Annotated in this window: 19 protein-coding genes; all 19 read right to left on the reverse strand. The window is 69.4% G+C overall.

Annotated elements, in window-relative coordinates:
- Window positions 1-33: 33 nt before the first annotated feature.
- Window positions 34-1,470, reverse strand: coding sequence for a F0F1 ATP synthase subunit beta (gene atpD, locus ACFYQQ_RS09510; RefSeq protein ID WP_355780499.1), 1,437 nt, complete (start codon window positions 1,468-1,470; stop codon window positions 34-36).
- Window positions 1,470-2,387: a F0F1 ATP synthase subunit gamma gene (locus ACFYQQ_RS09515; protein WP_355780503.1), complete on the reverse strand. Its 918-nt coding sequence runs from the start codon at window positions 2,385-2,387 to the stop codon at window positions 1,470-1,472. The genes atpD and ACFYQQ_RS09515 overlap by 1 nt, the downstream gene beginning before the upstream one ends.
- 21 nt (window positions 2,388-2,408) lie before the next feature.
- A complete protein-coding gene (gene atpA, locus ACFYQQ_RS09520; protein WP_355780506.1) occupies window positions 2,409-3,998 on the reverse strand; it encodes a F0F1 ATP synthase subunit alpha in 1,590 nt (529 codons plus the stop codon).
- 133 nt (window positions 3,999-4,131) lie between these two features.
- Entirely contained in the window at window positions 4,132-4,947 is an 816-nt protein-coding gene (locus tag ACFYQQ_RS09525; protein ID WP_355780508.1) for a F0F1 ATP synthase subunit delta, read from the reverse strand.
- Window positions 4,944-5,489: a F0F1 ATP synthase subunit B gene (locus ACFYQQ_RS09530; RefSeq protein ID WP_355780511.1), complete on the reverse strand. Its 546-nt coding sequence runs from the start codon at window positions 5,487-5,489 to the stop codon at window positions 4,944-4,946. Before ACFYQQ_RS09530 ends, ACFYQQ_RS09525 begins: the two co-directional genes overlap by 4 nt.
- A gap of 42 nt (window positions 5,490-5,531) precedes the next feature.
- A complete protein-coding gene (gene atpE / locus ACFYQQ_RS09535) occupies window positions 5,532-5,762 on the reverse strand; it encodes an ATP synthase F0 subunit C (protein WP_355780514.1) in 231 nt (76 codons plus the stop codon).
- Between the two features lie 75 nt (window positions 5,763-5,837).
- On the reverse strand, window positions 5,838-6,659 hold the full coding sequence (gene atpB / locus ACFYQQ_RS09540; protein ID WP_355780517.1) for a F0F1 ATP synthase subunit A: 822 nt from the start codon (window positions 6,657-6,659) through the stop codon (window positions 5,838-5,840).
- Between the two features lie 225 nt (window positions 6,660-6,884).
- Window positions 6,885-7,322, reverse strand: coding sequence for a hypothetical protein (locus tag ACFYQQ_RS09545; protein WP_355780521.1), 438 nt, complete (start codon window positions 7,320-7,322; stop codon window positions 6,885-6,887).
- A gap of 281 nt (window positions 7,323-7,603) precedes the next feature.
- Window positions 7,604-8,941 carry an MraY family glycosyltransferase gene (locus ACFYQQ_RS09550; protein WP_355780523.1) on the reverse strand — a complete coding sequence of 446 codons (1,338 nt, stop codon included), beginning with the start codon at window positions 8,939-8,941 and terminating at the stop codon, window positions 7,604-7,606.
- A 129-nt stretch (window positions 8,942-9,070) separates the two neighbouring features.
- Window positions 9,071-10,309, reverse strand: coding sequence for a serine hydroxymethyltransferase (gene glyA / locus ACFYQQ_RS09555; protein WP_355780526.1), 1,239 nt, complete (start codon window positions 10,307-10,309; stop codon window positions 9,071-9,073).
- A gap of 71 nt (window positions 10,310-10,380) precedes the next feature.
- Window positions 10,381-11,046 carry a protein-tyrosine-phosphatase gene (locus ACFYQQ_RS09560; protein WP_355780529.1) on the reverse strand — a complete coding sequence of 222 codons (666 nt, stop codon included), beginning with the start codon at window positions 11,044-11,046 and terminating at the stop codon, window positions 10,381-10,383.
- On the reverse strand, window positions 11,043-11,690 hold the full coding sequence (locus ACFYQQ_RS09565; protein ID WP_355780532.1) for an L-threonylcarbamoyladenylate synthase: 648 nt from the start codon (window positions 11,688-11,690) through the stop codon (window positions 11,043-11,045). The genes ACFYQQ_RS09560 and ACFYQQ_RS09565 overlap by 4 nt, the downstream gene beginning before the upstream one ends.
- Window positions 11,691-11,743: 53 nt before the next feature.
- Complete coding sequence (gene prmC, locus ACFYQQ_RS09570; protein ID WP_355780534.1) at window positions 11,744-12,583, reverse strand: peptide chain release factor N(5)-glutamine methyltransferase; 840 nt, start codon at window positions 12,581-12,583, stop codon at window positions 11,744-11,746.
- A 93-nt stretch (window positions 12,584-12,676) separates the two neighbouring features.
- Window positions 12,677-13,753, reverse strand: a complete 1,077-nt coding sequence (gene prfA, locus ACFYQQ_RS09575; RefSeq protein ID WP_355780537.1) for a peptide chain release factor 1 — start codon at window positions 13,751-13,753, stop codon at window positions 12,677-12,679.
- Window positions 13,754-13,888: 135 nt separating this feature from the next.
- Window positions 13,889-14,110 carry a 50S ribosomal protein L31 gene (gene rpmE / locus ACFYQQ_RS09580; RefSeq protein WP_010984345.1) on the reverse strand — a complete coding sequence of 74 codons (222 nt, stop codon included), beginning with the start codon at window positions 14,108-14,110 and terminating at the stop codon, window positions 13,889-13,891.
- A 173-nt stretch (window positions 14,111-14,283) separates the two neighbouring features.
- Window positions 14,284-15,423: an LCP family protein gene (locus tag ACFYQQ_RS09585; RefSeq protein ID WP_356169406.1), complete on the reverse strand. Its 1,140-nt coding sequence runs from the start codon at window positions 15,421-15,423 to the stop codon at window positions 14,284-14,286.
- Window positions 15,424-15,630: 207 nt separating this feature from the next.
- Complete coding sequence (locus ACFYQQ_RS09590) at window positions 15,631-17,442, reverse strand: trypsin-like serine protease (protein WP_356169403.1); 1,812 nt, start codon at window positions 17,440-17,442, stop codon at window positions 15,631-15,633.
- A 175-nt stretch (window positions 17,443-17,617) separates the two neighbouring features.
- Window positions 17,618-19,657, reverse strand: a complete 2,040-nt coding sequence (gene rho / locus ACFYQQ_RS09595; RefSeq protein WP_355786224.1) for a transcription termination factor Rho — start codon at window positions 19,655-19,657, stop codon at window positions 17,618-17,620.
- 392 nt (window positions 19,658-20,049) lie between these two features.
- Window positions 20,050-20,979 carry a homoserine kinase gene (gene thrB, locus ACFYQQ_RS09600; protein ID WP_355786221.1) on the reverse strand — a complete coding sequence of 310 codons (930 nt, stop codon included), beginning with the start codon at window positions 20,977-20,979 and terminating at the stop codon, window positions 20,050-20,052.
- Window positions 20,980-21,202: the final 223 nt, after the last annotated feature.

Here is a 21,202-nt window from a genome sequence, read left to right on the forward strand (position 1 = left end):
CCGCCCCCTCTCGCCACGATTGCGGGGCCGACGTCAGGAGACGCCGAGCTCCTTGGCGTTGGCCTTCAGGTCCTCGATGCCACCGCACAGGAAGAACGCCTGCTCCGGGAAGTGGTCGTACTCACCGTCGATGATCGCGTTGAACGCGGTGATCGACTCGTCCAGCGGCACGTCCGACCCGTCGACGCCGGTGAACTGCTTGGCGACGTGGGTGTTCTGGGACAGGAAGCGCTCCACGCGACGGGCGCGGTGGACGACGAGCTTGTCCTCTTCGCCCAGCTCGTCGATACCGAGGATCGCGATGATGTCCTGAAGGTCCTTGTACTTCTGCAGGACCGTCTTGACGCGCATCGCGGTGTTGTAGTGGTCCGCCGCGATGTAGCGGGGGTCCAGGATGCGGGACGTGGAGTCCAGCGGGTCCACGGCCGGGTAGATGCCCTTCTCGGAGATCGGACGGGAGAGAACCGTCGTCGCGTCGAGGTGGGCGAACGTGGTGGCCGGGGCCGGGTCGGTCAGGTCGTCCGCGGGGACGTAGATCGCCTGCATCGAGGTGATCGAGTGACCGCGGGTCGAGGTGATGCGCTCCTGGAGGAGACCCATCTCGTCGGCCAGGTTCGGCTGGTAGCCCACCGCGGAGGGCATACGGCCGAGCAGGGTCGAGACCTCGGAACCGGCCTGCGTGAAGCGGAAGATGTTGTCGATGAAGAACAGCACGTCCTGCTTCTGAACATCGCGGAAGTACTCCGCCATGGTCAGACCGGCCAGGGCCACGCGCAGACGGGTGCCCGGGGGCTCGTCCATCTGACCGAAGACCAGCGCGGTCTTGTCGATGACGCCGGACTCCGCCATCTCCTCGATGAGGTCGTTGCCCTCACGCGTGCGCTCGCCGACACCGGCGAACACGGAGACACCGTCGTGGTTGTTGGCGACGCGGTAGATCATCTCCTGGATGAGCACCGTCTTGCCGACACCGGCACCGCCGAACAGGCCGATCTTTCCACCCTTGACGTACGGGGTGAGGAGGTCGATGACCTTGACGCCGGTCTCGAACATCTCGGTCTTCGACTCGAGCTCGTCGAAGTTCGGCGCCTTGCGGTGGATGGACCAGCGCTCGCCGTCGTAGGTCTCGTCGACGTTCAGCACCTCACCGAGGGTGTTGAACACCTTGCCCTTGGTGAAGTCGCCGACCGGGACGGTGATGCCCGTGCCCGTGTCGGTCACCGGGGCCTGGCGGACCAGACCGTCGGTGGGCTGCATCGAGATCGTGCGGACCAGGCCGTCACCCAGGTGCTGGGCGACCTCCAGGGTCAGCGTCTTGAGCTCGCCCTCCTGCGCCGGGTCGGCGACCTGGACGTGCAGGGCGTTGTAGATCTCCGGCATCGCGTCGACGGGGAACTCCACGTCGACGACCGGGCCGATGACCCGGGCGACGCGGCCCGTGGCAACGGCCGTCTCAACAGTGGTCGTCATTACTTGTCACTCCCCGCGGTCGCGTCGGCGAGGGCTGCGGAGCCACCGACGATCTCGCTGATTTCCTGGGTGATTTCGGCCTGGCGGGCCGCGTTGGCAAGTCGGGAGAGCGTGGTGATCAGGTCTCCCGCGTTGTCGGTGGCCGACTTCATCGCGCGGCGCGTGGCGGCGTGCTTGGAGGCAGCCGACTGGAGCAGCGCGTTGTAGATACGGCTTTCGACGTACCGCGGCAGCAGGGCGTCGAGGACGTCCTCCGCCGACGGCTCGAAGTCGTACAGCGGAAGGATCTCGCCCTTGGTGGACGTCTCCTCCGCGACCTCTTCGAGGCTGAGGGGGAGCAGCCGGCTGTCGATCGCCGTCTGCGTCATCATCGAGACGAACTCGGTGTAGACGATGTGGAGTTCGTCCACGCCGCCCTCAGCCGTGTCCTTCTCGATCGCCTCGATCAGCGGACCCGCGACCTTCTTCGCGTCCGCGTACGAGGGCTCGTCGGTGAAGCCCGACCACGACTCCACGACCTTGCGCTCGCGGAAGTTGTAGTGGGCCAGACCACGGCGGCCGACGATGAACGTGTCGACCTCCTTGCCCTCGGCCTCGAGACGCGCGGTCAGCTGCTCCGCCGCCTTGATGGCGTTGGAGTTGAAGGCGCCGGCCAGTCCGCGGTCGCTCGTGAGGAGCAGCACCGCGGAACGCGTCGGCGTCTCCGCCTCCGTGGTCAGCGGGTGCCTCGTGTTCGACCCGGTACCGACCGCCGTGACCGCACGGGTGAGCTCGGTCGCGTACGGCGTGGAGGCCGCCACCTTGCGCTGCGCCTTGACGACGCGCGAGGCGGCGATCATCTCCATCGCCTTGGTGATCTTCTTGGTCGCGGTGACGGATCGGATGCGACGCTTGTAGACCCGGAGCTGGGCTCCCATGAGTCAGGTCCCTTCCTTACGTCACTTGGCGGCGGCCGGAGCGTCCTCGCCGAGAAGCTTCCCGTCCGAGGTCTCGAACTGCTTCTTGAACTCCGTGATGGCGTCCGCGACGGCGGTCAGCGTGTCGTCCGACATCTTGCCGCCCTCCTTGATGGAGGTCATGAGGCCCTGCTCCTTGCGGTGCAGGTGCTCCAGGAGCTCCTTCTCGAAGCGGCGGATGTCCTCGACCGGGACGTCGTCCATCTTGCCGGTGGTACCGGCCCACACGGAGACGACCTGGTCCTCGGTCGGCATCGGCTGGTACTGCGGCTGCTTGAGCAGCTCGACCAGACGCTGACCGCGCTCCAGCTGGGACTTCGAGGCCGCGTCCAGGTCGGAACCGAAGGCGGCGAAGGCCTCCAGCTCACGGTACTGGGCGAGGTCCAGACGCAGTCGGCCGGAGACCTGCTTCATCGCCTTGTGCTGCGCGGAACCACCGACTCGGGAGACGGAGATACCGACGTTCAGCGCGGGGCGCTGACCGGCGTTGAACAGGTCCGACTCCAGGAAGCACTGGCCGTCGGTGATGGAGATGACGTTGGTCGGGATGAACGCCGAGACGTCGTTGGCCTTCGTCTCGACGATCGGCAGACCGGTCATCGAGCCCGCGCCCATGTCGTCGGAGAGCTTCGCGCAGCGCTCCAGCAGACGGGAGTGCAGGTAGAAGACGTCACCGGGGTAGGCCTCGCGCCCCGGCGGACGGCGGAGCAGCAGGGACACGGCGCGGTAGGCGTCGGCCTGCTTCGAGAGGTCGTCGAAGATGATGAGGACGTGCTTGCCCTCGTACATCCACTGCTGACCGATGGCCGAACCGGTGTACGGCGCCAGGTACTTGAAGCCGGCCGGGTCGGACGCCGGGGCGGCGACGATGGTCGTGTACTCCAGCGCGCCGGCGTCCTCGAGGGCGCCACGCACGGAGGCGATGGTCGAGCCCTTCTGGCCGATGGCGACGTAGACGCAGCGGACCTGCTTCTTCGGGTCGCCGGTGCGCCAGTTGTCACGCTGGTTGATGATCGTGTCGACGGCCAGGGCGGTCTTGCCGGTCTGGCGGTCACCGATGATCAGCTGACGCTGGCCACGGCCGATCGGGGTCATCGCGTCGACGGCCTTGTAGCCGGTCTCCATCGGCTCGTGCACCGACTTACGGGCCATGACGCCCGGGGCCTGCAGCTCCAGGGCGCGACGACCGCTGGTCTCGATCTCGCCGAGGCCGTCGATCGGGTTGCCGAGGGGGTCGACGACGCGGCCGAGGTAGCCCTCGCCCACGGCGACCGACAGGACCTCGCCGGTACGGGTGACCGGCTGACCCTCCTCGATACCGTTGAACTCACCGAGGACCACGCAGCCGATCTCGCGCTCTTCGAGGTTGAGCGCAAGGCCGAGGGTGCCGTCCTCGAACTTCAGCAGTTCGTTGGCCATGGCCGAGGGGAGGCCCTCGACCTTCGCGATGCCGTCGCCGGCAAGGGTGACCGTACCGACCTCCTCGCGCGAGGCCGCGTCCGGCTTGTACGACTGGACAAAGTTCTCCAGCGCGTCCCGGATCTCCTCCGGCCGGATCGTGAGCTCCGCCATCTGGGTTCCCTGCTCTCCTTGTTGGGCCCGAAGTTTCACTTTGGGGGGTTGGGATCCCCCCTGAAAGAGGTGAATCCTCTGCAACGGCCCAACCAGGGCCGCGACTACTGCGTTCTTGCTTATGAAGTTGCTGTCAGCTCGCCATGCGGCGGGCGGCCTCTTCGAGCCGGTCCGCGATGGAGCCGTTGATGACCTCGTCACCGACCTGCACCCGGATCCCGCCGAGGACCTCGGGGTCCACGTCGAGGTTGAGGTGCATCCGGCGGCCGTAGAGCTTGGCCAGGGCGTCGCCGAGGCGCCGCTTCTGTCCGTCGCTCAGCGGTACCGCCGAGGTGACGACGGCGACCATGCGGTCCCGGCGCGCGGCGGCGAGCTTGGACAGGGACTCCAGTCCCGATTCCAGGCTACGTCCACGCGGCACGGTCACGAGGCGGGTCACCAGTCGCTCGGTCACCGGGTGGGCCCGGCCGCCGAGCAGGCTGCGCAGCAGCTCGCCCTTGGCCGCCCGGCCGGCGGCCCGGTTGGTCAGCGCGGCGCGCAGCTCGGTGTTCGAGGAGACGATCCGGCCGAACCGGAACAGCTCGTCCTCGACGTCGTCGAGCGCGCCGGCCTGCTGCGCCTTGGTGAGCTCGGCGATGCTCGCCAGCTCCTCCAGGGCGTCGACCAGGTCACGCGGCTGCGACCAGCGGGAGCGCACCAGACCGGACACCAGGTCGGCGGTCGTACCGCTGACCTGGCCGCCGAGGAGGCGCCGGGCCAGCTCGGCCTTCGCCTCGCCGGGCTGCGCCGGGTCGGTGAGGACCCGACGCAGCGACACCTCGCGGTGGAGCAGCGCGGTGACGGCGGCCAGCTCGTCGGCGAGCTGCGCCGCGTCCACGGACGTCGAGTCCGTCAGCGCGTCGAGACGCTCACGTGCGGCTGCCAGGGCCTCGCGGCTCGCTCCGTTCATCGCGCGGCCTCGGCCTTCTCCTCGAGCTCGTCGAGGAAACGGTCGATCGTGCGGCTCTGCCGGGCGTGGTCCTCGAGGGACTCGCCCACCAGCTTGCCGGCCAGGTCGGTGGCGAGCTTGCCCACGTCCTGGCGCAGCGCCTGAGCTGCGGACTTGCGGTCGGCCGCGATCTGGGTGTGACCGGCGGCGATGATTTCCTCGCGCTGCCGCTGGCCTTCCGCACGCATCTCGGCGATGAGCGTGGCGCCCTGCTCCTGCGCCTCCTGGCGCAGACGCGCGGCCTCGTACCGAGCCTCGGCGAGCTGAGCCTTGTACTGCTCAAGAACGCTCTGGGCCTCGGTCTGAGCGGCCTCGGCCTTTTCGATACCGCCCTCGATGGCCTCGCGACGCTGCTCCAGAACCTTGTTGATGTTCGGGAGGAGCTTCCACGCCAGGAAGCCGAAGACGATGACGAAGGCGATCAGGCCGATGACAAGCTCGGGGATCGGCGGGACGAGGGGGTTTTCCTTCTCCTCGGCCGCCAGAATGAGCAGCTGGCTCATGTCAGTGCCTTTCGTCTAGTGGGCTGTCGCTGATCGGTTGGATCAGGTGCCGTAGACGAACGGCATGACCAGACCGATGAGGGCGAGCGCCTCACAGAAGGCGAAGCCGAGGATCTGGTTGGCGCGGATCAGACCGGCGGCTTCGGGCTGGCGGGCCAGGGCCTGGGTGCCGTTACCGAAGATGATGCCGACGCCGACGCCGGGGCCGATCGCGGCGAGACCGTAGCCAATGGAACCGAGCGAGCCGGAGACCTCGGCAGCGAGGTTCATCATGTCTGCATTCCTTTGCTGTGAACTGGCCGGTGGGGGTTGGCCACCGAACAACTAGGGGGTCTTGGGGTGGGTCGCTCAGTGGTGCTCGGCGAGCGCGCCCTGGATGAACGTGCAGGTCAGCAGCACGAACACGTACGCCTGCAGGGCCTGGATGAACAGCTCGAAGGCCGTCATGACGAGGACCATGATGAACGAGACGCCCGAGTAGACGATCCCGAACCCGTTGAGCAGGTACCAGCTGGCGATCGTGAACAGCAGCAGCAGCGTGTGCCCCGCGAACATGTTCGCGAAGAGTCGCACTGCGTGCGTGAACGGCCGCACGATCAGGTTCGAAAGAAGCTCGATGAACATGGCGAGCGGCAGAACCGGGCCCAGCGACTTGTCGTAGCCGGTGATGTTCTTCCACGCGCCGATGAAGCCGTGCCGCTTGAACGTCAGCGAGACCCAGACGACGTAGACGATCAGGGCGAGGACCGCCGGGTACGCGATGATCGCGGTGACCGGGAACTGGGCGACCGGGATGATCGACCAGAGGTTCATCATCCAGATGAAGAAGAACAGCGAGACGACCAGCGGGACGTACTTCTCGCCTTCCTTCTTGCCGATCGTCTCGTAGACGACGCCACGACGGATGAAGTCGTAGCCGGCCTCGGCGACCATCTGGAGCTTGCCCGGGACAACCTTCGGCTTTCGGAAGGCGGCCCAGAAGAAGCCGACGACGACCAGCGAGCCGAGCAGCGCCAGGAGCATCGTCTTGTTGAAGTAGACGTTGCTGTCACCGTCGCCCCACAGGGGCTCGAACAGGAACGAGTGCAGGCCGGGAGCCGGGAATCCACAGCCGTCGAAGATGTGGCAGTCGGTCTCGAAGGCGAGCACCTGCGTCGGGTCAGCACTCACCGCGGGCTCCTTCAGCGTGGCGCATAGGTACGGCAACCTCGTTGTGTCGGCGCGGCGCGCAGCCGCGGTTCGGCACTGGACTGGTGTTACGGATGTGAGGGCGGCTGTGGGGCATCAAGCCTCGCGATTGAGCAGGCGTCAGCTCAGATGCCCGCGCCCGCGATGCCGCAGTTGGCACCGGACGATAGCAGGATCTCCTACGCGCCTTTATCCCGGCCCTACCCCTCACGACGAGTGCTCCGACTTTTCGGGCTTGTCGCCCTTCGAAGAGTCGGGTTCGACGTAGAGGATCTTGGCCTTCATGTGGGCGCGCGCCTGGGCGCCGATCCACGCGAGCGTGGCGGCGACCAACGTGATCGCGAAGGCTTTGGGGTTGAACAGCGTCGTGTTCTTGAACACGGCGACGAAGATGAAGAGCAGCAGGATCTGCGCCGTGTAGAGCAGCAGTCCCATCGCCTGGAACAGATGCGGAAGCGTGGCGGCGACGCGCTGCAGAACGTAGAGCCCGAGACCCATGAAGAGGATCACGACCAGCGTCGCGACGAGCGCCCCGAGGGCTCCCTTGCCGCCGGCGACCACGGCGCTGACGACGGCGGCGATCGCGCCGACGGCAGCTGTGGGCACAGCGGCCTGAAGGAGAATCCGGGCGTCATTGGACGGCATGGCGGCAACTCCGCTTGCTAAGGGGGCGTGTCGTCATGGACGAGCGTAGTCCCGGGTCGAGTGGTGACCTCACGCCAAGAGACCGTCGCATCACGGTCCTTCGGCTCCAGCCCGGGGTTCTCGTGAACGGTATCACAAACTATTTGATGAGGTCTTTACCTGCTTGGTGTGCTCGGCGTCACACATGAGAGTTAATCCGCGCGTCTGTGCAAGATCGGGGCCAACTTGTCTGGTAATGGGCCCTTTCGCGGGCACGGCTCTTGCGGGATTCTTACCTTCCGTCAGTGCGAGGACCCCGCCCCGCGCCGGTCCAGCCGGCGCTCGCGGACCCCAACTGCCGTGGCCCCGTTGACGCCTGAGACGCCCGTGACCACAGGGGTGCGCGGCTCCTCCTCGCCGGGCTCGTACGCGGCGGACTCCTCGCCCTCGTCCCGCGCGGTGTCGACGGCCCCGCGACGGCGGTAGCGCGGCGGCACGAAGCGCTCGGCCCAGCGCGGGGTGCGCGGAGTGAAGCGCGGCAGCAGGAGCAGCACCAGGCCGACCGCGCTGAACAGCATGACGCCGAGCACGATCCACATGGACGCCGAGTTCACCGAGTAGGCCAGCGCCCCGAAGGCGATCACCGCCGACCAGAAGTACATGATCAGGACGGCCCTGCTGTGCGAGTGGCCGACCTCCAGCAGACGGTGGTGCAGGTGCCCGCGGTCGGCCGCGAAGGGCGACTGGCCGCGCCAGGTGCGCCGCACGATGGCGAGCACGAGGTCGGCGGCCGGCACCGCGATGATCGTCAGCGGCAGCAGCAGCGGGATGTACACGGGCACCGTCTGGTGCACCGTGTTGCGCTCCGACCCGGAGAACAGGTTCATCGCGTCGGGGTCGATCTGCCCCGTGATGGAGATCGCGCCGGCGGCCAGCACGAGCCCGATGAGCATCGAGCCGGAGTCGCCCATGAAGATCCGGGCGGGGTGCATGTTGTGCGGCAGGAAGCCCAGGCACATCCCCATCAGGATCGCCGCGAACAGCGTCGCGGGGGCGGCGGCCTCGATGCCGTAGCTGTACCAGATGCGGTACGCGTACAGGAAGAACGCGGCGGAGGCGATGCACACCATGCCGGCGGCGAGCCCGTCCAGGCCGTCCACGAAGTTGACGGCGTTGATGGTGATGACGACGAGTGCCACCGTCAGCAGCGTGCCCTGCCACTGGGTCAGCGCGACCAGGCCGACACCCGGGATCGGCAGCCACAGGATCGTCAGACCCTGCATGACCATCACGCCCGCGGCGATCATCTGGCCGCCCAGCTTGATCAGGGCGTCGATCTCGAACTTGTCGTCCAGGACACCGATCAGCCAGATCAGCGCCGCCCCGGACAGCAGCGCCCGCGGTTCGTTCGAGCTGGCGAAGACCTCGTTCAGGTTCTCCAGGTGGTCCGCGACCAGCAGGCCCGCGCACAGTCCGAAGAACATCGCGATCCCGCCGAGCCGCGGAGTGGGTTCCCGGTGCACGTCACGCGCCCGGATCTCCGGCATGGCTCCGGCCACGATCGCGAATTTACGTACCGGCCCTGTCAGCAGGTACGTCACCGCGGCCGTGATGCAGAGCGTCAGCAGGTATTCACGCACGGGCTTCCCCACAGGTCTCGCTGGCCATCACAGCCCCACACCCTAGCTTCGCGCGCATATGAGTGAGGACTTCCGGGTAGCGACGATGGTTGCACGAGTGGCTGTGCCCGCATCGCCACCCACCCGTCGTCAGCCGGGATAGGGCGGAAATCTTCCGGTCAGCTCCCGCACTTCTTCACGTGCCGTCCTGGCCTCGGCCCCGTCCCGCAGCACGTTCGCGAACAGTACGGCGATCCGCACCATCTCCGCCTCGCCCATGCCCTGCGTGGTCACCGCGGCGGTGCCGATGCGCAGCCCCCGCGCGTCCCCGTGCGGCAGGGCGCAGGTGTCGAGGACCAGTCCCGCGGCGGCGAGCCTGCCGCGGGCGGTGCGCCCCTCCACGCCGAGCGGCGCCGGGTCCGCGGTCAGCATGTGGGTGTCGGTGCCGCCGGTCGTGACCGTGAGCCCCTGTCCCTCCAGCGCCGCGGCCAGCACACGCGCGTTGGCGACCACCTGGTGGGCGTACGCCGAGAAGGCCGGCGTCGACGCCTCACCGAAGGCGACGGCCTTGGCGGCGATCGTGTGCATCTGCGCGCCGCCCTGCGTGAACGGGAAGACCGCCCGGTCCAGCCGCTCCGCCAGTTCGCTCCCGCACAGCAGCATCCCGCCGCGCGGACCGCGCAGCACCTTGTGGGTGGTGGCGCACACGACGTCGGCGTACGGCACCGGGCTGGGCGCCGCTCCCCCGGCGACGAGCCCCATCGGATGCGCGGCGTCGGCGATCAGGTAGGCGCCTGCCTCGTCGGCGATCTCCCGGAAGGCCGCGTAGTCGATGTGCCGCGGATAGGAGATCGAGCCGCACACGATGGCCTTCGGGCGGTGCGCGCGGGCGAGCGCCCGCACCTGCTCGTAGTCGATGAGCCCGCTCTCCGCGTCGACGCCGTATCCGACGAAGTCGAACCAGCGGCCCGAGAAGTTCGCGGACGAGCCGTGTGTGAGGTGGCCGCCGTAGGGCAGGCCCATCGCCAGCACGGTGTCCCCCGGGCGCAGCAGCGCGGCGTACGCGGCGAGGACCGCGGAGGAGCCCGAGTGCGACTGCACGTTGGCGTGCTCGGCGCCGAACAGGGCCTTGGCGCGGTCGACGGCGAGGCGTTCGGCGACGTCGACGAGCTCGCAGCCGCCGTGGTGCCGGGCGCCCGGGTAGCCCTCCGCGTACTTGTTGGCGAGCGGTGACCCGAGGGCGGCGAGCACGGCGGGCGAGGTGAAGTTCTCCGCGGCGATGAGCTGAAGGGTCGTCGACTGCCGGTCGAGCTCCCCGAGCAGGACGTCGGCGAGTTCCGGGTCCTGGCGGCGCAGGACGTCCGCTTCGAGCGTGGGTGTGACCGGCATGGTGGGCTCCGGACCTCGGCGGGGCGTGGCTTACGTCCAATGTAGGACCGGGACCGGTGGCACGCCCGGTGTCAGGTCCGGGCGGGGACACCCGTCAGCGCCGTGACGACCGGATCGAGCGCCTCGTTGATCTCGTCGCCGACGGAGCGGAAGAACGGGAGCGGGGCGCCGTACGGGTCGTACACCTCGTCCGCCTCGGCCGTCGGGGCGAGGAGCCACCCGCGTAGAGCCGCCGCGGCGCGCACCAGGGCGCGTGCGCGCGCGACCACCCCGTCGTCCAGGGGCGGCAGCGTGGCCGGGTCTATGGCGCGCACCAGCCGGGTGAACTCCTTGAGGGTGAAGGTGCGCAGGCCCGCCGAGTGGCCCATGGAGATGACCTGGGCGCGGTGGTCGCGGGTCGCCGTCAGCACCAGGTCGGCCCTGATGACGTGGTCGTCGAGCAGCTCGCGTCCGACGAACCCGGAGGCGTCCGCGCCGAAGTCCGCGAGGACGGCCTCGGCGTTGGCCTCCATGGGCGCGCCCTCGTGGCCCCAGGTGCCGGCGCTCTCCACGATCAGCCCGCCCCACGAGGGGTCGCCGAGGCGGTCCGCCAGGGCATGGCGGGTCAGCCGCTCGGTGATCGGCGAGCGGCACACGTTGCCGGTGCTGACGTGGAGGATGCGGAAGGACCCCTGGGGGGACCCGTTGGTCCCCGTGATCCCCGTGCCTATGCCACGCCCCGCGTCAGGGGCTGTCAATTCGCCACCTCGAGGTCGGGTACGACCTTGCGCAGCTCTTCGGCGGACAGTGCCCCCTCGCGGAGCAGCACGGGCACCTTGCCGGTCACGTCGACGATCGACGACGGCACGATGCCCGGGGTCGGGCCGCCGTCCAGGTAGACCGAGACGGAGTCGCCGAGCATCTCCTGCGCGGCGTCGCAGTTCTCGGGAGACGGGTGTCCGGTGAGGTTCGCGGAGGAGACGGCCATGGGGCCGACCTCGGTGAGCAGCTCGATGGCGACCGGGTGCAGCGGCATGCGCACGGCGACGGTGCCGCGGGTGTCCCCGAGGTCCCACTGGAGGGACGGCTGGTGCTTGGCGACGAGGGTGAGGGCGCCGGGCCAGAACGCGTCGACGAGCTCCCAGGCCATCTCGGAGAAGTCCGTGACGAGGCCGTGCAGCGTGTTCGGGGAGCCGATGAGGACGGGCGTGGGCATGTTGCGGCCCCGGCCCTTGGCGTCCAGCAGGTCGGCGACGGCCTCGGAGCTGAACGCGTCGGCACCGATGCCGTAGACGGTGTCGGTCGGCAGCACCACGAGCTCGCCACGGCGGACAGCGGACGCGGCCTCGCGCAGCCCGGTCGCGCGGTCGGTCGCGTCGTTGGTGTCGTATCGCCGTGCCATCTAGCGGGCCTCCTCGTACACGTACTGCTGGTTTGTCGTAACGGTGGGCGCGCTCACGGCATCGCCCTGCGGGCGGTCGCGAACCGCGGCCGGTTGTTGAGGTCCGGGTGGTCGGCCGCGTCGGCCCAGCCCCGCTCCTCGGTGAAGATCCACGGCACCTGCCCGCCCTGGGTGTCGGCGTGCTCGATCACGACGACGCCGCCGGGGCGCAGCAGCCGGTGCGCGGTGCGCTCGATGCCGCGGATGAGTTCGAGTCCGTCCTCGCCGGAGAACAGGGCGAGTTCGGGATCGTAGTCGCGGGCCTCCGGGGCGACGTACTCCCATTCCGTGAGGGGGATGTACGGCGGGTTGGAGATGACCAGGTCGACCTGGCCGTCGAGGTCCGGGAAGGCCTCCAGGGCGTCTCCCTGGCGCAGGTCGACCCTGGACCCCTCGACGTTCAGCCGCGTCCACTTCAGGGCGTCCTCGGACAGCTCCACGGCGTGCACACGTGAGCGCGGGACCTCCTGGGCGAGGGCGAGGGCGATGGCGCCGGAGCCGGTGCACAGGTCGACGATGAGGGGTTCCACCACGTCCATGGCGCGTACGGCGTCTATGGCCCAGCCGACGACGGACTCGGTCTCGGGCCGGGGCACGAAGACGCCGGGGCCGACCTGGAGTTCCAGGTAGCGGAAGTAGGCGTGGCCGGTGATGTGCTGGAGCGGTTCGCGCGCCTCGCGGCGCGCGATCACCTCCCAGTACCGGGCGTCGAAGTCGATGTCCTTGACTGTGTGCAGCTCGCCCCGCTTCACGCCGTGCACGAAGGCGGCGAGCTCCTCCGCGTCGTTGCGCGGCGAGGGCACGCCGGCGTCGGCCAGGCGCTGGGTGGCCTGGGCCACTTCCGCGAGCAGCACGCTGCGGGGGTTCGGGGGTCGCCCCCCAAGATGTTGCTGCACGCTGGTCCTCCGGGGCTGAGCTGTTGTCGTACGGCTTTGCTGGTACGTGCCTTACGCGGCGGCGAGCTTGGCCGCCGAGTCCGCGTCCACACACGCCTGGATCACGGCGTCGAGGTCACCGTCGAGCACCTGGTCCAAGTTGTACGCCTTGAAGCCGACGCGGTGGTCCGAGATGCGATTCTCGGGGTAGTTGTACGTGCGGATCTTCTCGGAGCGGTCGACGGTGCGGACCTGGCTGCGGCGGGCGTCCGCGGCCTCCCGCTCCGCTTCCTCCTGGGCCGCCGCGAGGAGCCTGGAGCGCAGGATACGCATCGCCTGCTCCTTGTTCTGCAGCTGGCTCTTCTCGTTCTGGCAGGAGGCGACGACTCCGGTGGGCAGGTGGGTGATGCGCACCGCGGAGTCGGTGGTGTTGACGGACTGGCCGCCGGGTCCGGAGGAGCGGTAGACGTCGATCCGCAGGTCGTTGGCGTGGATCTCGACGTCGACCTCCTCGGCCTCGGGCGTGACGAGCACGCCGGCGGCGGAGGTGTGGATGCGGCCCTGCGACTCGGTGGAGGGCACGCGCTGCACGCGGTGCACGCCGCCCTCGTACTTCAGGCGGGCCCAGACGCCCTGGCCGGGCTCGGTGGCGCCGTTGCCGCCCTTGGTCTTCACGGCGACCTGGACGTCCTTGTAGCCGCCCTGATCGGACTCGGTGGCGTCGATGATCTCGGTCTTCCAGCCGACGCGCTCGGCGTACCGGAGATACATCCGCAGGAGGTCCCCGGCGAACAGGGCGGACTCGTCGCCGCCGGCGCCGGCCTTGACCTCCAGGATGACGTCCTTGTCGTCGTTGGGGTCACGCGGAACGAGCAGCAGGCGCAGCTTCTCGGTGAGCTCCTCGCGCTGCTTCTCCAGCTCCTTGACCTCGGCGGCGAAGTCGGGGTCGTCGACGGCGAACTCCTTCGCCGTGCCGATGTCGTCCCCGGTCTGCTTCCAGGAGCGGTACGTCGCGACGATCGGGGTCAGCTCGGCGTAGCGCTTGTTGAGCTTGCGCGCGTTGGCCTGGTCGGCGTGGACCGACGGGTCAGCGAGCTTCTTCTCCAGATCGGCGTGCTCACCGATGAGTTCCTCGACCGCCTCGAACATCTCCGGCTCCAATGGGCTGTCCCGCGCCGGTTGACGAGCGGCGGGACGTAGGTACGACGAATGGGGGCTGCACCGCAAAGCGCCGGTCCCGGCGTCCCCTGCGCGGGGACACCGGAGACCGGCGCTGTGGGCTCGCTACTTCTTGGCAGCGGCAGCCTTGCCGAAGCGGGCCTCGAAGCGGGCCACACGGCCACCGGTGTCGAGGATCTTCTGCTTGCCCGTGTAGAACGGGTGGCACTCGGAGCAGACCTCGGCACGGACGGTGCCGCTGGAGATCGTGCTGCGGGTGGTGAACGACGCGCCACAGGTGCAGCTGACCTGCGTCTCGACGTACTCGGGGTGGATGTCGCGCTTCAAGGGTGTCTCCTAGTTTCGGGAGGGCGCCGGGTCGCCGCCGCGGGATGCGGGTGCGTGAACCGGAGCCGACGTACCAGTCTGCCAGGACTGGGCGCATCCCCCAAAACCGGGGTGGGGGACGATCTATTCCCCGGGGCCCTCCGGCCCGGCCCCGGGAGGGGTGCCCGTGCCGCTCAGCCGGAGCTGACGACGCCCTTGGCCTCGCCGGTCGCGGTGCCCTCGGTCGCGGACTTCGGGATCGGCCGGTCGTCCTCGAGGGCCGTCCAGACCTGCTCGGCCTTGGTCTTCTCGACGAGGACGCGGTTGGCGTTCGCGCTGTCGTAGGCGACCGGCATGGTGACCATGCGCATCTTCGACGAGCTGATGCCCTTGAGGCCGCCGGCGAAGGACGCGAGCTCCTTGACCGAGCCGAGGTCGGAGTCGGTGGTGACGGTCTTGGTGGCGGTGTCGGCGACGTCGAACAGCTTCTTCGGGTTCGTCAGCACGCCGAGGTCCTTGACCTGGTCGACCAGCGCCTTGATGAACGCCTGCTGGAGCTGGATGCGGCCGAGGTCCGAGCCGTCGCCGACGCCGTGCCGGGTGCGGACCAGGCCGAGCGCCTGCTTCCCGTCGAGCGTGTGGCTGCCGGCCTTCAGCTTCAGGTGGCTGTCCGGGTCGGAGATGTCCTTCGTCGTGGTGATGTCCACGCCGCCGAGGTCGTCCACGAGCTTCTCGAAGCCGCTGAAGTCGACCTCGATGTAGTGGTCCATCCGGATGCCGCTCATCGACTCGACGGTCTTGACCGCGCAGGCGGCGCCGCCGGTGGAGTACGCGGAGTTGAACATGACCTGCGACGCGGCGTCGTGGGTGACGCCCTCGCCGTCGGTGCAGGAGGGCCGGTCGACGAGGGTGTCCCGCGGTATGGACACCACACTCGCCTTCTTGTGGCCCTTGTAGACGTGCACGACCATCGCGGTGTCCGAGCGGGCCGAGCCGTCGTCGGTGCCGCCGCCGAGCTTCTTGTTGGTGCCCGAGCGGGTGTCGGAGCCGAGGACGAGGATGTCCTGCGAGCCGTTGTCGACGTCCAGGGGACGGTGGCCGCCGAGGGCCTGGTTGATGTCGACGCTCTTGATGTTGCCGTTGAGCTTGAAGTACACGTACCCGACGCCGGCGCCGCCCAGGGCCACGACGCCCGCGGCGGCCCAGGCCGTGATCAGCAGGCCCTTGCGCCGCTTGCCGCGGGGGGCCCGGCGGCGGCCCGGGGCGCGGTGGCGGGGGCCGCCCGGGCCGGGTTCCGGGGGTGTGCCGGGTACCGGCGTGCTCTCGGCAGACATGTGCTCCTCAGTCCTTGGTCGGTCGGTTACCCCCTGCTTCCAGGGCTGGGCCCGGTCTGTCATGACTCGTACCGGTCCATGGTCACTCCGTACGGTCAGACGGGGAAACCCGGGAAAGGGTTGCACAACGCACTGTGCCCACCGCGTGGAGCGGTGGGCACAGTGCGTGACGGGCGTGACCCGGAGGATCCGGGCTCACCTGCGATTTCAGGCGAAGATGTCGTACTTCTCGTATCCGGTGCCGATCGTGATCCTTGTGGCGAAGATCTCCGAGGTGGCCTTGCCGGTGCCCTTGTACAGGTAGAGCGTGCCGCCGGGGGTGCGGGCCAGGAAGTCGGCCTTGCCGTCGCCGGTCACGTCACCGGGGGCGTCGAAGGCGTTGTAGCCGCTCCAGGTGCGCACCTTGATGCGGGTGGAGAAGGCTCCGGAACCCGCCTTGCCGGTGCCCTTGTACAGGTACACGTACGAGCCGCTCTTGCTTCGGGTGATCAGGTCGGCCTTGCCGTCGCCGGTGAAGTCGCCGTGGCCGCGGACCGAGTTGTACTGGTTCCAGCCGGAGCTCACCTGGACGCGGGACGAGAAGGAGCCGTTGCCCTTGCCCGGGTAGATCCACAGATAGCCGGCGGAGTCGACGGAGAGCAGGTCGGGCAGGGCGTCCCCGGTGACGTCGCCGGGGGCGACGATGCGGGTGCGGGTCTTCCAGTTGTCGAAGATCTGCTTGGTCGCCCAGGTGCCGCTGGCGGGCACGTAGTGCTGCCAGAAGACGTCGCCGTCGGAGCTGCGGCGGATCACCATGTCCTGGTAGCCGTCGCGGTCGAGGTCGGTCTGCAGGATGACGTTGACCCCGGCCCAGCCGCCCCAGGACTGGCGGGCGCCGAACGTGGTGCCCTTGGAGTCCTTCTCGAACCCCTCGTCGTTGGAGTTCTGGCGCAGGAACAGGTCGGCCTTGTCGTCGCCGCTGAGGTTGGTGTCCTCGACGCGCGGGTACGCGGCGCCGGCGTACGAGCCGACCTTCGAGAAGACGCTGTACGCGCCCTCCGCCACGCAGTCCTTCACGCCCCAGGAGACGACGCCGACGATGCGGCCGCCGACGACGAGCGGGCCGCCGGAGTCGCCGTTGCACGCGGAGGTGGTGCCGGTGTCGCTGCCGGTGGCCGGCTTGCCCGCGCAGACCATGTGGCCCTTGATGAAGTCGGAGCCGTAGTAGCCCGCGCAGGTGCTGTCGGACTGGATCGGCAGGGTCGCCGTCTTCAGCGTCTCCGAGATGTCCTCGGTGGTCGAGGTGGTGCGGCCCCAGCCGTAGAGCGTGGCCTCGGTGCCGGCCGCGTACGACGCGGTGTCGCCCGAGGTCGTCATCCGGATCGGCTTGGCCGAGATCGGGTTCGGCAGCGTCAGGACGGCGATGTCGTTGTCGATGGTCGCGTCGCTGTACGAGGGGTGGTCCCACTGGCGCCAGACGCCGGAGACGGTGCCGCCGTGCAGGTCGGTGTTGTCCGACTCGTCGGTGGTCGGCAGCTGCGAGGTGTTGGTGATGACGGCGCCGTTGGCGTGCCAGTCGTAGCCGTCGACGCAGTGCGCGGCGGTGAGGATCTTCGTCGGCGAGACGACGGCGCCGCCGCAGAAGAAGCCGAGGTCGTCGCTCTCGCCGGCGGTGCCCTGGTCGTCGTAGTACCAGAGCTGCGCCATCCACGGGGCGGAGGTGATCGTGGTCTCGGTGCCACCGATGATCTTCGGGTCGATGGCCGAGGCGCCGGTACCGGCGCTCAGCGCCGACTTCTTCGGCGTCTCGCCGGCGATGTCGTCACCCGCGACCGCGCCCGCCACCCGCTTCGTCAGCTCGGCGAGCGTCGCGGAGCTGGTCGTGGGCTTGACGGTCGGCTCGGGCAGCGCGGTGGCCGCGTCCGCGGACGACATCAGCAGCGCGCCGGCGACGGCCGCGGCGAGCGCGGCCGCCGCGACCGGGACGGCTATGCGGATCCGGCGTCTGTGCCGACCGGCTCCGGACGTGGTTGTGCCCACTCAAGTCCCCCCACAGAGTCAAGAGTTGAGAGAGCGAAGCGTCGTCGAACAGTAATCGAAGACTTCTTCGACTCAAGATGAAGTCGCGATCGTACACCGGCCCCCACGCAGCACAGAGGGCCGCCCCCGTCACGTGCGTGACGGGGGCGGCCCTCGGTGGTTCCTACCGGCTGAGTCAGTCGTTGCCGTTGCCCGGCGACGGCGTCGTCTTCTGGATCTGGAGCAGGAACTCGGCGTTCGACTTCGTCTGCTTCATCTTGTCGAGAAGCAGCTCGATCGCCTGCTGCTGGTCGAGCGCGTGCAGCACCCGGCGCAGCTTCCAGGTGATGGCCAGCTCGTCGCTGCCGAGCAGGATCTCTTCCTTACGGGTGCCGGACGCGTCGACGTCCACCGCCGGGAAGATGCGCTTGTCGGCGAGCTTGCGGTCGAGCTTGAGCTCCGCGTTGCCGGTGCCCTTGAACTCCTCGAAGATCACCTCGTCCATGCGCGAGCCGGTGTCGACCAGCGCGGTGGCCAGGATGGTCAGCGAGCCGCCGTCCTCGATGTTGCGCGCGGCACCGAAGAAGCGCTTCGGCGGGTACAGCGCGGTCGAGTCGACACCACCGGACAGGATGCGGCCGGAGGCGGGCGCGGCGAGGTTGTACGCACGGCCCAGACGCGTGATCGAGTCGAGCAGCACGACGACGTCGTGGCCCAGCTCCACCAGGCGCTTGGCACGCTCGATGGCGAGCTCGGCGACCGTGGTGTGGTCCTCGGCCGGACGGTCGAAGGTCGAGGAGATGACCTCGCCCTTGACCGACCGCTGCATGTCGGTGACCTCTTCCGGACGCTCGTCGACCAGGACGACCATCAGGTGGCACTCGGGGTTGTTGTGCGTGATCGCGTTGGCGATCGCCTGCATGATCATGGTCTTGCCGGTCTTCGGCGGGGCCACGATCAGACCGCGCTGGCCCTTGCCGATCGGCGCGACGAGGTCGATGATCCGGGTCGTCAGCACACCCGGGTCCGTCTCCAGGCGGAGGCGGTCCTGCGGGTACAGCGGCGTCAGCTTGTTGAACTCCGGTCGGCCGCGGCCGTGTTCGGGAGCCATGCCGTTGACGGAGTCGAGGCGGACGAGCGCGTTGAACTTCTCGCGGCGCTCCCCCTCCTTGGGCTGACGGACCGCGCCGGTGATGTGGTCACCCTTGCGCAGACCGTTCTTGCGGACCTGGGCGAGGGAGACGTACACGTCGTTCGGCCCGGGCAGGTAGCCGGAGGTGCGGATGAACGCGTAGTTGTCGAGGATGTCCAGGATGCCCGCGACGGGGATCAGGACGTCGTCGTCGGCGACCTGCGGCTCGTTGGCGCCGAACTCGTCACGGCCACGACGGCCACGACGGTCGCGGTAACGCCCCCGGCGGCCGCGGCGGCCACCCTCGAAGTCGTCGTCGTCCTGGAGTCCGTTGTCCCGCTGCTGCCGGTCCTGGCGGTCCTGACGGCCGCCGCCCTGCTGCTGGCGGTCCTGACGGTCCTGGCGCTGCTGACCGCCGCCCTGGCCGCCCTGCTGCTGGTCGTCGCCCTTGCCACGGCGGTCACGGTCGCGGCCACCACGGTCGCCACGCTCACCGCGCTCACGGCGGTCGCGACGGCCCTGCCGGCCCTCGGCGCCGTCGTCGACGGACGCCTCGGCCTTGGGCTCGTTCTTCGCCTCGGCGGCGACCGTCTCGGGGCTGCCTGCCTCGGCGGTGGCCCGGCGGCGGCGACGCTCGCCCGCGGGGGCGTCGTCTCCGCTGCGCTCGGCCTCGGCCGTGCGGGCCGGGCCCCCGGCGGGCTGGCCGGGGATCTCGATCTGCTGCTGGGCCACGGCCTTCTCGGCGGCCTTGTCGGCCTTCTCCGCCGACTTCGCGGCGGGCGCGGCCTCGTCACCCGTACGGGCCTTGGAGGTGGCGCGGCGCTTCGGCTTGGTCTCGGCGGCGTCGGCGGTCTTCGCCGCGGCGCCTCCTCCGGCCTGCGCCTCCTTGATGACCTCGATCAACTGGCTCTTGCGCATACGCGCGGTGCCCCTGATGCCGAGGCCGGATGCGACCTGCTGCAGTTCGGCCAGCACCATGCCGTCGAGGCCGGTGCCACGGCGCCGCCGGGAGCCGGCACCGGTGGCAGGCGCGGAGGCGTCCGTGGCGGGCGCGGCAGCGGTCTCCTCGACACGTGCGCCCATCAGATCGGTGGTGTCGCTCACGAAGGGTCCTTCCCTGGAGCGGACGTCGGCCTGTCTGGCTCGGCGACCGGTTGTGCTGTCCGGCTTTGGTCCTGTCTCTGTGGACCGTGCCGGGGCGGTGGTCCGCCAAAGCGGCGGAAGAGATATCTGGTGATGACGATTCCCGGAGCCGTGGCACTCGGTGCCTGTGTCACGCGGCTCGGTCACGCCGGTTCCGGAGCGTGCTCGGCAAACCGCTCAGTGTCGTCGTACGGAGTACGGAACACGCTGCGGCTTGGGAGGCTCCCGGAAGAATGGTTGTCCCGGACGGGGACACGAAGCACCTCGCCATGGCGGGGTCGGGTGCAGACTTGAGGTTAACACTACCGGATCCAACAAACATTCCCCCTCTCGAAATCCGGCAACCGTGGCTCCTAGTGGGCGCCGGTCGGTGCGAGCGGCAGCACGCTCGCCCCCTGTGCGTCGAGGTCCAGGCGGTTCGCGGCCCAGCCCTCGCCCGCCAGGTGGGCGACCTTGTCGGCGCTCGCCTCGTCGGCCAGCGCCAGGACCGTGGGCCCCGCGCCGGAGATCACCGCGGGCACGCCGTCGGCCCGCAGCCGCTCCACCAGTGCGGCGCTCTCCGGCATGGCCGGAGCGCGGTACTCCTGGTGCAGCCGGTCCTCGGTGGCGGGCAGCAGCAGCTCGGGGCGCCTGGTCAGCGCCTCGACGAGCAGTGCGGCACGGCCCGCGTTGGTGGCGGCGTCGACGTGCGGGACGGTGCGCGGCAGCAGTCCCCGCGCGGTCTCGGTGAGCACGGCCTTGCCGGGCACGAAGACGACCGGGACGACGGAACGGGCGGGCTCCATCCGGATCGCCCGCGCGGCGCCGCTCTCCATCCAGGAGAGCGTGAAGCCGCCGAGGAGACAGGCCGCGACGTTGTCGGGGTGGCCCTCGATCTCGGTGGCGAGTTCGAGCAGCGCCGTGTCGTCGAGCCGGCTGTCGCCCCCTATCGTCACGGCGCGCGCGGCGACGATGCCCGCGCAGATGGCGGCCGACGAGGAGCCGAGGCCGCGGCCGTGCGGGATGCGGTTGGCACAGACGATCTCGAGACCGCGGGGCTGTCCGCCCAGCAGGTCGAAGGCGGTGCGCAGGGAGCGTACGAGCAGGTGGCTCTCGTCGCGCGGGAGCGTCTCGCTGCCCTCGCCTGCGATGTCTACGTGCAGCCCGGAGTCGGCCACGCGGACGACGACGTCGTCGTAGAGCCCCAGTGACAGGCCGAGGGCGTCGAAGCCCGGGCCGAGGTTGGCACTGGTGGCGGGGACGCGCACCCGGACGGCGGCGGCGCGGAAGGCTGGACCGGCCATCGCTCGATGACTCTCCTTGAGCTGCGTGATGTGCGAGATGTCGATGAACTGCGATACGTGCGCAAGACCCGTGGGCCGCAGGCGCGGCGCGGCTCCGCGGCATATGCGGCGGGCGGGTTCGGTACAGCCTATCGAAGGAAGGTTCTGTGGCGACATAGGGCGCACGGGAGGCGCACGATGCGTGTCGTAAGCCCCTTGTGCACCCGCTGCCGGGTCCCCGCGG

The sequence above is a fragment of the Streptomyces sp. NPDC005496 genome, from assembly GCF_042872045.1.
In the GTDB taxonomy this organism is placed as follows: domain Bacteria; phylum Actinomycetota; class Actinomycetes; order Streptomycetales; family Streptomycetaceae; genus Streptomyces.